This is a genomic window from Halomonas sp. SIMBA_159 (assembly GCF_046536035.1).
GTDB classification, from domain to species: domain Bacteria; phylum Pseudomonadota; class Gammaproteobacteria; order Pseudomonadales; family Halomonadaceae; genus Vreelandella; species Vreelandella venusta_A.
Genome location: NZ_JAWJBT010000012.1, coordinates 92,400 through 107,146, shown reverse-complemented (window position 1 = coordinate 107,146; position 14,747 = coordinate 92,400). Strand labels below are relative to the sequence as shown.

Annotated in this window: 13 protein-coding genes; 3 read left to right on the top strand and 10 right to left on the bottom strand. The window is 54.6% G+C overall.

Annotation, left to right across the window (positions count from 1 at the left end; all coding sequences use genetic code 11):
• Positions 1-27: 27 nt before the first annotated feature.
• The 7 genes from fis to ppa all read right to left on the bottom strand — a co-directional run bounded on the left by fis (position 28) and on the right by ppa (position 7,259).
• A complete protein-coding gene (gene fis, locus R0J87_RS09745; RefSeq protein WP_404341762.1) occupies positions 28-351 on the bottom strand; it encodes a DNA-binding transcriptional regulator Fis in 324 nt (107 codons plus the stop codon).
• Positions 348-1,388 carry a tRNA dihydrouridine synthase DusB gene (dusB, locus tag R0J87_RS09740; RefSeq protein WP_498885850.1) on the bottom strand — a complete coding sequence of 347 codons (1,041 nt, stop codon included), beginning with the start codon at positions 1,386-1,388 and terminating at the stop codon, positions 348-350. Before dusB ends, fis begins: the two co-directional genes overlap by 4 nt.
• A 98-nt stretch (positions 1,389-1,486) precedes the next feature.
• Positions 1,487-2,398, bottom strand: coding sequence for a 50S ribosomal protein L11 methyltransferase (gene prmA / locus R0J87_RS09735; RefSeq protein WP_498885849.1), 912 nt, complete (start codon positions 2,396-2,398; stop codon positions 1,487-1,489).
• 119 nt (positions 2,399-2,517) lie between these two features.
• A complete protein-coding gene (accC, locus tag R0J87_RS09730) occupies positions 2,518-3,858 on the bottom strand; it encodes an acetyl-CoA carboxylase biotin carboxylase subunit (protein WP_404341756.1) in 1,341 nt (446 codons plus the stop codon).
• 30 nt (positions 3,859-3,888) lie between these two features.
• Positions 3,889-4,347, bottom strand: coding sequence for an acetyl-CoA carboxylase biotin carboxyl carrier protein (gene accB / locus R0J87_RS09725; RefSeq protein ID WP_404341754.1), 459 nt, complete (start codon positions 4,345-4,347; stop codon positions 3,889-3,891).
• A 331-nt stretch (positions 4,348-4,678) separates the two neighbouring features.
• Positions 4,679-6,547: a protein-disulfide reductase DsbD gene (gene dsbD, locus R0J87_RS09720; protein ID WP_498885881.1), complete on the bottom strand. Its 1,869-nt coding sequence runs from the start codon at positions 6,545-6,547 to the stop codon at positions 4,679-4,681.
• A gap of 181 nt (positions 6,548-6,728) precedes the next feature.
• Positions 6,729-7,259: an inorganic diphosphatase gene (gene ppa / locus R0J87_RS09715; RefSeq protein ID WP_311063970.1), complete on the bottom strand. Its 531-nt coding sequence runs from the start codon at positions 7,257-7,259 to the stop codon at positions 6,729-6,731.
• 350 nt (positions 7,260-7,609) lie between these two features.
• Between ppa and R0J87_RS09710 the strand changes: the two genes are divergently transcribed.
• Complete coding sequence (locus tag R0J87_RS09710) at positions 7,610-9,325, top strand: bifunctional protein-serine/threonine kinase/phosphatase (RefSeq protein ID WP_498885847.1); 1,716 nt, start codon at positions 7,610-7,612, stop codon at positions 9,323-9,325.
• 129 nt (positions 9,326-9,454) lie between these two features.
• On the opposite strand, the gene R0J87_RS09705 is transcribed toward R0J87_RS09710, so the two are convergent.
• Complete coding sequence (locus tag R0J87_RS09705; RefSeq protein ID WP_188638595.1) at positions 9,455-10,714, bottom strand: 6-phosphofructokinase; 1,260 nt, start codon at positions 10,712-10,714, stop codon at positions 9,455-9,457.
• A gap of 250 nt (positions 10,715-10,964) precedes the next feature.
• A complete protein-coding gene (gene rnt / locus R0J87_RS09700; RefSeq protein ID WP_311063973.1) occupies positions 10,965-11,636 on the bottom strand; it encodes a ribonuclease T in 672 nt (223 codons plus the stop codon).
• 208 nt (positions 11,637-11,844) lie between these two features.
• Here rnt and R0J87_RS09695 point away from each other — a divergent pair, with 208 nt between their 5' ends.
• Together R0J87_RS09695 and R0J87_RS09690 are read left to right on the top strand one after the other, a co-directional pair.
• Positions 11,845-13,065, top strand: a complete 1,221-nt coding sequence (locus tag R0J87_RS09695) for an argininosuccinate synthase (RefSeq protein WP_188638597.1) — start codon at positions 11,845-11,847, stop codon at positions 13,063-13,065.
• A 51-nt stretch (positions 13,066-13,116) separates the two neighbouring features.
• Positions 13,117-13,452, top strand: a complete 336-nt coding sequence (locus R0J87_RS09690) for an HlyU family transcriptional regulator (RefSeq protein WP_404463017.1) — start codon at positions 13,117-13,119, stop codon at positions 13,450-13,452.
• Here the strand turns inward: R0J87_RS09690 and R0J87_RS09685 are convergent.
• On the bottom strand, positions 13,445-14,653 hold the full coding sequence (locus R0J87_RS09685) for an EAL and HDOD domain-containing protein (protein ID WP_498885845.1): 1,209 nt from the start codon (positions 14,651-14,653) through the stop codon (positions 13,445-13,447). The two genes, R0J87_RS09690 and R0J87_RS09685, sit on opposite strands and share 8 nt — an antisense overlap.
• Positions 14,654-14,747: the final 94 nt, after the last annotated feature.

Genomic DNA, 14,747 nt, shown 5'->3' with positions numbered 1-14,747 from the left:
GTCGGAGGTTAAAATAGCAACGCCCCGTTAAGGGGCGTCACTTTCGATTAATCCATAAAGCTTCAGCTTTTTGCGCAGCGTGCCGCGGTTTAAACCGAGCACGTCTGCGGCACGTGTTTGATTGCCATCCGTGTGCTCCATCACGCAGGCCAGCAGAGGAGCCTCTACTTCGGCCATCACCATCGCGTACAAGTCGGAGGTTTGACTGCCATCGAGATGCTCGAAGTAGCGGCGCATTGCCGTTTCAACCGCCTCTCTTAACGGCTGGGGCTGAGCGCTGGCGGAGGGGTCTGCTAGCGTTCCGGAGAGTCGGGAGGAGCGTTCGCTGGAGAGCAGGTCGCGTTCAGTCATGCCGCATGGCTTCCTTTAACTAACAGACGCTGGGTGGCGTCGGGGGTCATGGCGTTATTGATCCAATCAAACTGTGTGTCAGGCGTAGCGAGGGCATTAAATTGCTGTTTAAGCGTGCGCTGCTCGGCGTCTGTAAAACGCTGGTCGTCGTTGAGATACCAGCCAACGTGCTTGCGAGCGATGCGTACGCCCATCGTCTCGCCGTAGAAAGCGAGCAACGCCTGCAGGTGTTCACGAAGGACTTGGCCGCGTTCCGCCAAACTGGGTAGCGCTAGCCGCTCACCGTGAGTTAAGTAGTGAGTGATCTGTTGAAAAATCCACGGGTTGCCTTGCGCGCCTCGCCCCACCATCACGGCATCTGCGCCGGTGTAGCGCAACACATAGGCCGCCTTTTCAGGCGTTGTGATATCGCCATTGGCAATCACAGGAATGTTAAGACGCGACTTGATGTCGGCAATAGTGTCGTATTCTGCCTCACCAGTATAGCGCTGTTCCCGGTGGCGGCCATGAATCGCGAGCGCTTGGATGCCTGCAGATTCAGCGAGCTGAGCAATGCGGCGTGCGTTGTTGGAGTTGGCGCACCAGCCAGTGCGAATCTTCAATGTAACGGGGATATCAACCGCATTCACGACGGCATCTAAGATGTCAGCCACCAAGGCTTCATCACGAAGCAGAGCAGAGCCTGCCGCCTTGTTGCACACTTTCTTGGCCGGGCAGCCCATGTTGATATCGATGATTTGCGCGCCCAGCTCCGCGTTAAGACGGGCGGCCTGGGCCAGCATTTCGGCATCGCCCCCGGCAATCTGCACCACACGAGGGTCAGGTTCACCCTCGTGGTCCATGCGTAGCTGTGATTTGCGGGTGTGCCACAATGAGGGGTCTGCGGTCACCATTTCACCCACCACCCAGCCAGCCCCTAGCCGACGGCAGAGTTGGCGAAACGGGCGGTCGGTGACGCCCGCCATGGGGGCCAGCATTACCGGGTTAGGCAGTTGGTAAGGCCCAATCGCAGGTGGCGAAGTAGTCATCAAGGTCATTGCGGTGCACTTTGGTAGGCATGAAATCGACGAGTAGGACGTTTCAAGGGGGCGTATGATACGCCTACTCGACAAGGGATTGAAGGCCAATTCCGATTTTATGCGGGGCGGCGGCCCGTCAACCGCACCCAGCCTTCGCGCACGGTGGGTTCATCCATATAAAGCCCTTGGGCTTCGTAGGCGTCCAGTACGTCGGAGGCTTGGTTGGCAAGTATGCCGGATAGCGCAATGTGACCACCGGGCGCTACGTGGCTAGCAATCATGCTAGACAGCTCAACCAGCGGTCCCGCCAGAATATTGGCCGTGACGATAGGGTAGGGGCCGCCCTCAAGTTGCTCAGGGTAGTAGAGCGCGAGCTGCTCCGCGCCAATAGCATTGCGCTCGGCGTTGTCGCGGCTGGCTTGTAGCGCTTGTGGGTCAATGTCCGTGCCGTCTGCATGGTCGGCGCCCAGTTTCAGGGCGGCAATAGCGAGAATGCCCGACCCGCAACCGACATCCAGCACGGCTTTGCCCTGCAGTTCATTGCGCACTGCTAACCCGTCGAGCCACTCAAGGCAGAGCGCCGTTGTGGGGTGCGTGCCAGTTCCAAACGCCAGGCCTGGGTCAAGAATCAAATTCACTGCGCCTGCTTCGGGGGGCTCGTGCCAGCTGGGCACTATCCATAGCCGTTCGCCCATGCGCAGTGGGGTGAAGTCATCCATCCACTCGCGTTCCCAATCGCGGTCTGCCAGCAGCTCGTACTCAATGGTTGGGCATGGCTCACCGGGCACTTGTTCGGCCCAGGCTGCTTCGATGCGGCTGAGCATGTCATCGATGCCGTCAAGGTCATCGTAGAGACCCGTTAAAATGGTGTCTTGCCATAGAGGAGTCGTGCCGCGCTCTGGCTCAAAGACGGGGTCGTCGTGAGCATCCTGAAGGCCAATAGCCGTCGCGCCCTCATCAAGCAGAAGCTCTTCGAGAAGGTCAGCTTGCTCGGGGGCGACATGTGCTTTTAATTGCAGCCAGGGCATTGGGGATCTCCACGGCATGAATAGGGTAAGGGGTTACGAGGTAACCAACAGCAGCGGGGTGGCGATAGCCACCCCGCTGTAGAGCTCACCCAGGGGTGAGCATGTAAACAGCCAATTATTTAACTGCTTAGTTTCTTTTCGAGATAGTGAATATTGACACCACCCTGACGGAAATAGCTATCCCGTACCAGGTCTTTCTGCAGGTCAATATTTGTCTTGATACCTTCTACCAGAAGCTCATCAAGTGCGTTGCGCATCCGCGTCAAAGCGATCTCGCGATCAGCGCCCCACGTGATCAGCTTGCCAATCAAGGAGTCGTAGTGGGGCGGTACGGTATAGCCAGTATAAAGATGGGAGTCCATCCGAACGCCCAAGCCGCCAGGGGCGTGAAACAGCGTCACTTTGCCTGGAGACGGCATAAAGGTGCGCGAATCTTCCGCATTGATACGGCACTCAAAGGAGTGGCCATTGAGCTTGACATCTTCCTGGCGAATGGAGAGCGGCATGCCCGATGCAATACGCAGCTGCTCTTTGACGATATCAACGCCGGTAACCATTTCTGTCACCGGGTGCTCTACCTGTACGCGGGTGTTCATTTCAATGAAGAAGAACTCGCCGTCTTCGTATAGGAACTCGAACGTACCCGCACCGCGGTAGTTAATCTCGATGCACGCTTGGCGGCACGCTTCGAGTACTTTTGCTCGGGCGGCAGGGTCGATACCTGGCGCGGGAGCTTCTTCTAGCACTTTCTGGTGACGGCGCTGAAGCGAGCAATCGCGGTCATAAAGGTGAATGGCATTACCTTGACCGTCTGCCAATACCTGCACTTCTACATGGCGCGGCTTCTCAAGAAACTTCTCCATATACACAGTGCCGTCACCAAAGGCGGCATGCGCCTCGGTGCGCGTGACTGTGATTGCAGAGAGGAGATGACCCTCGGTATGCACCACGCGCATACCACGACCACCGCCGCCAGCTGCTGCTTTGATGATCACCGGATAGCCAATGCGGCGAGCGGTCGCCAGGTTCGTGGCATCGTCATCGCCAAGTGGGCCATCAGAGCCGGGAACGGTCGGCACGCCAGCCACTTTCATGGCTTCAATTGCGCTGACTTTATCGCCCATTAGGCGAATCGTTTCTGGGCGTGGGCCAATAAAGGTAAAGCCTGAGCGTTCTACCTGCTCGGCAAAATTGGCGTTCTCAGAAAGAAAGCCATAGCCGGGGTGAATCGCGCTTGAGTCGGTGACTTCGGCAGCGCTGATCAGTGCAGGAATATTCAAATACGACTGCGCAGAAGAAGCAGGGCCAATGCAGACCGCTTCGTCCGCCAGACGAACGTGCATCAGTTCACGATCTGCCTTGGAGTGAACGGCAACGGTTTTGATCCCTAGCTCTTTACACGCGCGTAAGATACGAAGGGCTATCTCGCCGCGGTTCGCGATAAGTACCTTGTCCAGCATGGGAGAGTCCACCCGTGTTGATATGAAAGATTAAGCGAGGACGATCATAGGCTGATCAAATTCCACCGGCTCGCCATCTTCCACTAGGATGGCCTCAACCACGCCGTCGCGGTCGGCTTCAATTTGGTTCATCATTTTCATGGCTTCAACGATACAAACGGTATCGCCTTGCTTAACGGTGTCTCCTACTTCAACGAACGACTTGGCACCGGGTGCCGGGCTGCGGTAGAAGGTGCCGACCATTGGCGAGTTAACGGCTTCACCGCGATAGCTCGCACCCTGCGGTTCTGGTTCTGCGGCAACGCTTGCGCTGGGGGCTTGGGGAGCCTGCGCTGGCTGGGCGTACTGCGGCATTGGCTGCGGCTGCCAGGTGGTTCCGTTGGGGTGACGGCTAATGCGGACCGACTCTTCACCTTCTTGAATTTCGATTTCGCTGATGTTGGACTCTTCCAGCAGCTCAATCAGTTTTTTAACTTTGCGAATATCCATTCGTATAGCCCCAAAAGTTGATCAAAATGTGACGCCTTCACAGGTGAGATATGCCTGCTCAGTGCGGCGCTTTCAAGCGCAGTAAACCAATTTTAAAAATGAAGAGAACGCGGCACGATGTCGAACGTTACCCCAGACTCAACGCTAAAAGATGAGTTTTTTAGCAAATATGGCTGCGGAGTTTGCCGAAAAAGTCATCCACTGTCCAGTAGCAGCCATGCTGTGAGCGATATTTGCGACTTAAACAACTGTTTGACGACGTTCGCGACACAGTGACTCAAAAAGGCGCTGAAAGCTGCGTGGTCGGTGCTAACCATTAGGTGACCAGGCGTTATCCCTGCTGCCAACGCTTAAAGGCATCAAGATGCTGGATGAGCCCTTGTGCCGTCACTTCGCCTTGGATACGCGCCTCACGTATTTCGACGCCTTGGTTAAAGAGTAGCAGGCTGGGTGGGCCAAACAGGTTGAAATGGTCCAGCAGTTCGCGGCTTTGTGCATTGGTCTCTGTCACATCGACTGCAATGAGTTGAAAATCGTTCAATGCCGCAGCGACTTCCGGGGTTGGGTAGACCTCTCGTTCCATGAGTTTGCAGGAGATACACCATTCTGCAGTGAAGTGGGCAAAGACTGGCTGCCCTGCTTGAGAGGCTTGATCTAAGGCAGCCTGCAGTTCACTGAGGCTATCCACTTCCTGAAAGGTAGGAGCCGCCGTGGCATCGCTGGCATTAGAGGAAGTGACGGATAGCGGCCGCAAAGGGTTACTTCCTCCTTGGGCAGCGCCGAGCACAAGCGCCACGCCCCAGGCCAGCAGCATGATTCCTGCCGTTTGGCGAGCTTTTGCCCAGCCGTGAGAGGGTGATGTATTGAGTGCTCCCAGGGTGAGTGCGCTACCGATAGCCAGCGCCGCCCACAGCAGCAGCGCAATAGAAGGGGGAGTTAAACGCTCGACCATCCAGATGGCAACGCCCAGTAGCAGCAAACCAAACGCCATTTTAACGCCGTTCATCCACCCGCCCGAGCGAGGCAGTAGCGTTGCTCCAAAGGTGCCTACCAGCAGTAACGGAAGGCCCATGCCAAGCCCAAGTGCAAACAGCACAGCCCCGCCCATGGCGGCATCTCCGGTAGAAGAAATAAACACCAGCGCACCCGCAAGCGGGGCCGTGACACAGGGAGAAACCACCAGTACTGACAGCGCGCCCGCCACTGCTAAACCCATCGGGCCACTGCGCTGGGCACGCGCTTGCCACGCATCGACGGTATTAGCGATGCGCGGGGAGACGCGCAGATCAAACGCGCCAAACATCGCTAAAGCGAACAGGGTAAACAGAACGGCAAAGGTAATTAAAACAGGCGCGGACTGTAAGTGTGCTTGGAGGTTTAGACCTGCACCAAATAGCCCCATTAGCACGCCCACTAGGGCATAAGTAATGGCCATGCCAAGGACGTAGCTGGCAGAGAGTACAAAAGCGCGAGGCTTGGTAGGGTTCTGGCCCACCACAATAGACGACAAAATTGGAATCATCGGCAGCACGCAGGGCGTAAAGGTAAGCCCGATGCCTGCGAGGAAAAAGAGCCCTAGGGCGAGCGGTAGGCTGGTACCGCTGATCAGTGCGCTGAATTTGCTATCTTCGCTTTGCGGTGCGGACAAGCCAGCACTCTCGCCCGATTGAGTCGCTACACTGTTTGAGTCAGGTTCACCCGTGCTTGTTGGATTCTGAGCGCTCTGTGCACTCTCACTTTGCCAATTGGCAAACGCGCTGGGCGGTGATGTTTCAGCGGCCTCTAACGTGATGCGCTCAGGCGGGTAGCATAACCCTGCATCGGCACAGCCTTGAAAAGTCAGCTCAATGTTAATGGGTCCACTGTACGAAGTGCTTAGCGGTACATCAAACACAAGTTGGTCTCGGAAGACGTAAACATCTCCCATGAATTCATCGGTGGTGAATGTGCCCTCTGGAATGACGGGGTCTTCTAAATCGACCGATGCCTGCTGGCTCGTGACGGCAAGCTGGTGGCGGTACAAATAGTACTCATCGGCAATATCAATCCCAATGCTAAGCGTGTCACCATCGTGCCATGCGCTGGGTTGGAAGGCCTCCATCACTGGCAGGAAGTCGCTTTGATTGTTTGAAGAGAACCACTGTCCATGGGCCAATAGAGGTAGCCAGCACAGCATAAAAAATAGGCTAAAACGTCGCATGAGTAACACGGAGTATCCTTGCGCATTGGTAACAGGTTGGGGTGCAAAGAGGCAGGATAGCGCACCTGCTGAGATTAGCGTATTTACTGCGGTGACGTGACGCGGTGCTTCATGCTCCGTTAATGTAAACGCAAAAGGCCGCCTCTGAAGGCGGCCTTTGCAAGCAGTGTCGAGACGCTAATTACGCTTTTTTGTAAGCAGCGGCTGACTTTTCGATCGCCTTACGGGCGGCATCAACGCCTTCCCAAGACTCTACTTTTACCCATTTACCCTTTTCGAGGTCTTTGTAGTTCTCGAAGAAGTGAGCAATTTGCTGGCGCAGCAGTTCGGGCAGGTCAGTCACTTCCTGCACGTCATCATATAGCGTAGAGAGTTTCGGGTGCGGTACGCAGACCAGTTTGGCGTCTTCGCCGGCTTCATCGGTCATGTTTAAGATACCGACCGGGCGCGCACGAATGATGCTGCCAGGCGCTACTGGGTGAGGCGTGACCACCAGCGCATCCAGCGGGTCACCGTCGTCTGCCAGAGTGTGCGGGATAAAGCCGTAGTTGGCCGGGTAAAACATGGGCGTGGCCATGAAACGGTCAACGAGGAGTGCACCCATATCTTTGTCGATTTCGTACTTAATCGGCGCGTGGTTAGCAGGAATTTCGATCGCCACGTAGATATCGTTGGGCAGATCTTTTCCAGCGGGGATGTTATCAAAGTTCATCGTTGCTTCCTTGGCTTGGCTTTTCTTACCTATTGCAGAGCGCAGTAGCTAAGCAGTTGATGCATTGCATTAATGGTGAAGAATTATACGAACATGGTTGAGAGATTACCAATGCGACATAGGTGTTTAACAGCCTAGCAGTGAATGCACTGGATGTTTAAGAAGGGCAGTGTTTTCGCTAAGTCACTGCAACAAGTCCGTTTGTGCAACGGGCCAAGACGCAGTTTTGTGCTGTTCGCGACGTTTGGCGGGCATCGTTTCACTGTGTCAGCGTGTATGATAGCCCTTTGTAGTTGTGATGACAGTGGAATGGTGGTTGCGATAGTGAGCCGTAAGCCTAGGAGGATGAGTTGGCGCACGCCCAGTTGCTAATGAGTTATGGTCAAGCGTTTGTTGCCCCAGAGCGGCGCCAACATCGAAGCTCGATGTCGGTGCGGCTGCCGGATGCGCCGCTGCTGAAAATGAAAGGCGGCTGTGCGGTGATTAGTGACTCAATTTCCCGCAATACGATGGCCAAGCAGGCTGGGGATTTAAGCGTGCGAGGCTTTCTCGCTGATTACTACTCGACGCCTGAGCATTGGGATACCAAAACCTCGGCCACCCGCGTGCTGCGTGCCTTAAATAGCTGGTGTTATAGCCAAAGCCAGCACGTGAAAGAAGGCAGCTTTGTTTCATCGCTTTCAGCAGTGGTGTTTTTAGGCCGTGAAGGGCATCTGTTCCACATGGGTGATACTTTGGTGTTTCGCTTACGCGGGGCTGAATTTGAACAGCTTACCCGCGATCATGTAACAGATGTGGGTGGCTATCGTTATCCTTCCCGCGCGCTGGGCATGGATGGCAGTGTCGATATTGACTATACCCATCTGGCGCTGAAGCAGGGCGACCTGTTTGTGTTTACCACCCAGGCGGTGCGCGGCACGCTGATGCCGTCAGACTATGTGCGCCTTATTCGCCAAGATGCCAGCGATTTAGATGCCGCCTGTGAACGGTTGGCTAGCGAAGCCAAGCAGCGCGCTCAGGAGCGTGGTTACGGCGGTGACCAGTTCTGCTTTCAGCTACTGCGCATTGATGAACTCCCCGAAGAAGCAACCGATCATCCCAGCATGCTGTATGGCGATCTGCCGATTCCTCCCGAACTCGCCCCTGGCGAGCGTCTTGATGGGTTGGAGATCCAAGCGGTGCTGTCGCGCAATGCTCAGTCTCGGGTGTACCGGGTTCGCGATGTGCATAGCGACCGCGTCATGGTGATGAAAGCGCCCAGCCCGGAGCTTTCGCTGCGTAACGCCTATTTAGAGCACTTCTTACTCCAGCAGTGGGTCGTAGAGCGGGTAAACTCGCCCTTTGTCGTCAAGGTGATGGAGCCATCGCGGCCGCGTCGCTATCTTTATTACCTCATGCAAAACGTGGAGGGGGAGACGCTGCGCCAGTGGGCAGAACGTCACCCGCAGGCGAGCCTTGTTCAGCGTTTGGATATTGCCAACCAGTTAGGAAAAGCCGTTCAAGCGCTGCATCATCGGGACATTATTCATCAACAAATCACTCCAGATAACGTGCTGGTAGATCAGCATGGGCAAGTAGTGTTAACGGACTTTAGCGCCTGCCACATGCGCGAAGTAGATGGACATCGTCACTCTGGTGAATTGCTGCGCCAAATTGGCTTTAATGAGCATACTGCGCCTGAGTATGCGCTCGGTGACAGCGTTGGGCGACGCAGCGATCAGTATTCGCTGGCATCCACGGTATATTGGCTACTAACGGGCGAGTTGCCCTACATCCTGACGCCTAATCGCTTGCGTTGCCATACTGATTTAGAAGAGCTTAGCTACCGAAGCGCACGCACCACCAATCCAGAAATTACCCCGGCACTGGATGATGCGCTGCGCCGAGCGCTAGACCCACAGCGGCCGCTGCGCTTTAGGCGTATGTCTGAGTTTTTGCACGCACTGCGGGTACCGTTGGGTCGGCTGCCGCAGAAAGAGGAACCGCGCACAGAATCTAGGCGTTTCTGGCAAGGCGTTGCAGGGATTTTGCTGCTGCTGCTAGTGCTTTCATGGCTGCTGCGTTAAGACGACACCACAAAGCCCGCTATAACCGCATAGCAATTAAAAGAGTAAGTAAAAATAGCAATTACAAAAGGGGCGATGACATCAGTCATCGCCCCTTTTTATAGGCCAGCGTTGAAGCTGGCAAACGGCCTACAGCGTGAACTTAGGCAGTTTCTGCTCTACCTTCGCCAGTTTCAGCTTGGCGACTTTCGGCAGGCCATTCTCAAACGGAGGGAAATCTTCGCCCTGAATTAAGGGGGAGAGATAATCACGGCACGCTTGAGTAATATCAAAACCGCTTTCGCTGATGAAATCCCGCGGCATGAATTTTTCTTGGTTAGCCACCTGAGACAGCGGTGCCGAGATCACATCCCACTGGTAGGGCGTTTGTGAAATACGGCGAATCGCGGGCATCATTGAGTTTTTGCCAGCCAGGGCCAGCGTGACGGCTTCACGCCCAACGGCATAGGCTTGCTCGACGTCGGTCTTAGACGCAAGGTGGCGTGCGGCGCGCTGCAGGTAATCGGCGACTGCCCAGTGATACTTATAGCCGAGATCTTGTTTGATCATGCCTGCCAACGTAGGCGCAACGCCGCCCAACTGGCGATGGCCGAAGGCATCGGTATTGCCCGCATCTGCCAGGAAAGTGCCGTCTTCATAACGCGCGCCTTCCGATACCACGATCACGCAGTAACCGTATTTCTTAACGCTCTCATCAACCCGCGCCATGACCGCTTTGCGGTTAAACGACACTTCAGGGAAGATGATCAAGTGCGGCGGCTCACCTTCGCCTTCGCCCGCTAAGCCGCCGGCAGCAGCAATCCAGCCAGCATGACGACCCATCACTTCCAGTACAAACACCTTGGTAGAGGTGGCGCACATGGAGGCGATATCCAGCGATGCTTCCCGCGTAGACGTCGCAATATATTTCGCCACGCTGCCGAACCCAGGGCTGTTGTCGGTAATGGGCAAGTCATTATCAACGGTTTTGGGAACGTGAATGGCTGTCAGCGGATAGCCCAGCTTTTCGGAAAGCTGTGACACTTTAAGGCAAGTGTCTGCACTGTCGCCGCCACCGTTGTAGAAGAAGTAGCGAATATCATGGGCCTTAAAGACCTCAATGAGACGCTCGTACTGGGCGCGGTGGGTATCAATATCCTTCAGCTTATAGCGGCAAGAGCCGAAAGCACCGCCGGGCGTGTAGCGAAGCGCGGAAATAGACTCGTCGCTTTCCTGTGTGACATCAATAAGATCTTCCGTCAGCGCACCAATAATGCCGTTATGACCGGCGTATACCTTGCCAATCTGATCGGGGGCTTGCCGGCAAGCTTCGATAACGCCGCAGGCGCTGGCATTGATAACGGCGGTAACGCCACCGGACTGGGCGTAAAAGGCATTATGCTGGGCCATGGAAAGGTCTCATCTCCTGAAAACGGGTGGTTTCATCGTTATTAACGGCAAGAAATCACTCTCTTGCCTGAGTTCTATACGCGCCATGTCTGTGCGCAATGGCTGCGCGAAATGCCTGTCGGTAATAGGCATACACGTTTCGCGTCAGCGCTGATAACGCAGCAAAGTTTAGCGCAAAGCCATTTCCGCTGCATTACATGCTGCTGGCAGGCCACACACTTAGGCAGTGGCTACCAGCAGCTGTGTGGTGCTATTCGTCGCCGCCATCGAGGGCCTGCTCACGCTGAGCAAGCCTCCAGCCGCCCAAATCTTTATAGCGATTTACCATGGCACAAAACAGCTCAGCCGTACGTTCAGTGTCGTAGCGTGCAGAGTGGGCCGCTTTGTTATCAAATTCGATACCTGCCGCGCGACAGGCTCTAGCAAGCACGGTTTGACCATACACAAATCCGGCGAGCGTAGCGGTATCAAAGCTTGAGAAGGGGTGAAACGGATTGCGCTTCACGTTGCAACGGTTGGCTGCGGCATTTAGAAAACCATGATCAAAGGCGGCATTGTGGCCCACCAGAATGGCCCGCGAGCAGCCGTGTGCTTTGAGCGACTTGCGAATGGGCCGAAAAATCTCGCCCAACGCCTCAGATTCACTGAGTGCCACCTGACGACGCAACGGGTCATCCAGGTTAATCCCGGTAAAATCCAGCGCGGATTGCTCAACATTGGCGCCCTCAAAGGGGTGTATGTGATAAGCATAGGTCGCGTCAGGCAGTAAATTACCATCTGGATCCATCGTTAATGTGACAGCTGCAATTTCCAGTACTGCGTCCGTTTGGGCATTAAACCCACCCGTCTCCAAATCGATGACAACCGGTAAGTAACTGCGAAAACGCTGGGCCATCAATTCGCGGGCAATTGCCTCGCTCATGCAGCTCTCCTTAGTAAAGCGAGTAGTCGGTCGGGATTAGCGGTATGAGTGACCGCTATGGTTAGGGGGATTCTAGCAGCTTTACCCCTAAGGCGTCGTTGACGGTATTCGCTGAGCATTGAGAACGCTATACTGACGGTTTGAATAAACAGGTAGCGCTGCATGGCGCTACCCCTTCTGGTGAACTGCTTTTTACAAGGAGCAAAGAATGTCCGATGTCAAAAAGGTTGTGCTGGCATATTCAGGCGGCCTGGACACATCCGTAATCGTTAAGTGGTTGCAAGAGACCTACAACTGCGAGGTAGTGACCTTTACTGCCGACATCGGTCAAGGTGAAGAAGTCGAGCCTGCTCGTGCCAAAGCGCAAGCGCTCGGCGTTAAAGAGATCTACATCGAAGATCTGCGCGAAGAGTTTGTGCGTGACTACGTCTTCCCGATGTTCCGCGCGAACACTATTTATGAAGGTGAGTACCTGCTGGGCACCTCTATTGCTCGCCCGCTGATCGCCAAGCGCTTGATCGAAATTGCTAACGAGACCGGCGCAGACGCCATTTCTCATGGCGCGACTGGTAAAGGTAACGACCAGGTGCGTTTTGAGCTGGGCGGCTACGCGCTTAAGCCGGGCGTTAAAGTCATCGCGCCATGGCGCGAGTGGGATCTTACTTCCCGCGAAAAGCTGATGGCTTACTGTGAAGAGCACAACATTCCGGTGGATTTCTCTAATAAGAAGAAGAAATCTCCCTACTCCATGGATGCCAACCTGCTGCACATTTCCTACGAAGGCGGCATTTTGGAAGATCCTTGGGCCGAAGCCGAAGAGGACATGTGGCGTTGGAGCGTTTCTCCGGAAGCCGCGCCAGAGCAGCCGACTTACGTTGAGCTGACGTTTGAGAAAGGCGACATCGTTGCGATTGACGGCGAAGCGCTGAAGGCACATGAAGTGTTGGAGAAACTCAACAAGCTGGGTGGCGATAACGGCATTGGCCGCCTGGATATCGTTGAGAACCGCTATGTAGGCATGAAGTCTCGTGGTTGCTACGAAACGCCCGGTGGCACGATTATGCTGCGTGCGCACCGTGCGATTGAATCGCTGACGCTGGATCGTGAAGAGGCTCACCTGAAAGATCAGTTGATGCCCAAGTATGCCGAAGTCATCTATAACGGCTACTGGTGGAGCCCAGAGCGCCGCATGCTGCAAGCCGCCATTGACGAGACTCAGAAAAATGTCTCGGGTGTGGTCCGCATGAAGCTCTACAAAGGTAACGCCACGGTCGTTGGTCGTAAGTCTGAGCAGTCGCTGTTTGACGAGTCTATTGCAACGTTTGAAGACGATGCGGGTGCTTACAACCAGAAAGATGCCGAAGGCTTTATCAAGCTAAATGCCCTGCGTTTGCGTATTGCGGCAGGTAAAGGCCGTCAGCAGAGCTAGCGTTTAACGGTGGCCAGCCTCATGGCTGGCCACGACGTAACAGGAGCCATTATGTTTAAAAAGTTGCTTGCAGGCTTATTTGGCTCACAGGGCAGCGGAGAGGCAAGTGGTGGAACCAAGGCTGCTGACCCGGTTGAGTATAAAGAGTATGTGATTATTTCTCAGCCTGACAATCAGAGCGGCCAATACCGCGTTAGCGGCTGGATACGCAAACCCGATAGCCAAGGTGGTGCGCAAGAGCATCGATTTGAGCGTTCAGACATGTTGCCAGGGCGCGAAGCCTGCGATGCGTTGATGGTTTCTAAAGCACAGCGCTATATCGACGAGGTGGGCGACAGCATGTTTGAGCCCGATCCTCGCCGAGAAAGTGGCACTGCTCCTAGCTGATGTGAGCATCCATCAAGGAGCGTGCATCAGCGGCGGCCTGCAGCATCAGTTCTGCAGGCACGCTTTTGTTGACGTCGCCTTGTCCACACTCCTCAATATCGGTTAGCAGCTTTCCTAACGGGCCTGTTCGTTGCGTCAGTGCTTGGCATACCGCATTACTGAGAGGCAGCTCCTGAAGCATGGCTTCTAAGTCAACGCCTAAAATCACTGGCATATGCGAAAACAGCCCAGTAATAAACCCTTCTTCCTCATCCAACCCTCGTTGCTCAGCTAGCGCTTCACAGCCGAAGGCGCGCGTTAAGCCATTGATCAAGTTGATCTTACTAGCCGGATTATTGCCCGCCAGCATGACAATGGAGACCAGCGTACGCAGCTCTCTTAAGCCAATGATATGGATGCAGTCCAGGAGCTTATAAGCAGGGCGCTGAGAGGCTTTCTCAGCAGAGTTTGCGCGTTTAAATACGGCATTTAACAGATAAGGGTCTCGTGCAATAAGCGTACTTAATGCGGGTAAGCGCACTTTATCGCTATAGAGTTGAGCCAGTAGCTGCATTTGGTTGGCGCGAGAAGTGCTGTGGCGTTGAGTCGTCGTCACTTGCACCTGGGGGCGTTGATAAAAATAGCCTTGAAATAGGCTAAAGCCCAGTGCTTTGCACTGCTCAAACTCATCGTACGTTTCCACACGCTCTGCCAGCAGGGTGTAGCCATCTCGATAAAGGCGTTTAATAAGCTCGATGGGTAATCCCGTTGAAATATCAAATTTAATGATATCAGCCATGCTTAGCAGTGCGCTATTAGCTGCGTTGGGCTCAAAGTCATCAAGCGCTAATGTATAACCTTGTGCCTTTAATCGTCTTAAAGCCGCTAATAGTGGCTCATTCACCTGAGTATCTTCTAATATTTCAATGACAATCTGGTCAGCCGGCAAGCCGCTTAAATCGGGGTTCAGTAACCACTCACTGGAAGCATTAATAAATAGCTGACGTTGGCCGCAGAGTTTATCTAAGCCTATTTCATAAATAGCGACGGCACAGGCCCGTGCGGTGGCTTGAACGTCATCAAAGACGTAAGCATCAGTGGCAGTCATATCACCGCGATAAAGCAATTCATCTGCTACGTGCTGCAGCTGTGCGTTAACAATGGGCTGAATGGCGATCGTGTAATGACCGGTACTCGTCTCTTGTTGCGCTGACCCATGCATAGTGCCGCTGCTCCGACTGTCAGGGGGTAAAACGTGCGAGGTCGCGAAGAATAGCGTAAAAGCTCGCGCTTACGCTAGTTACATTGGGTCACAA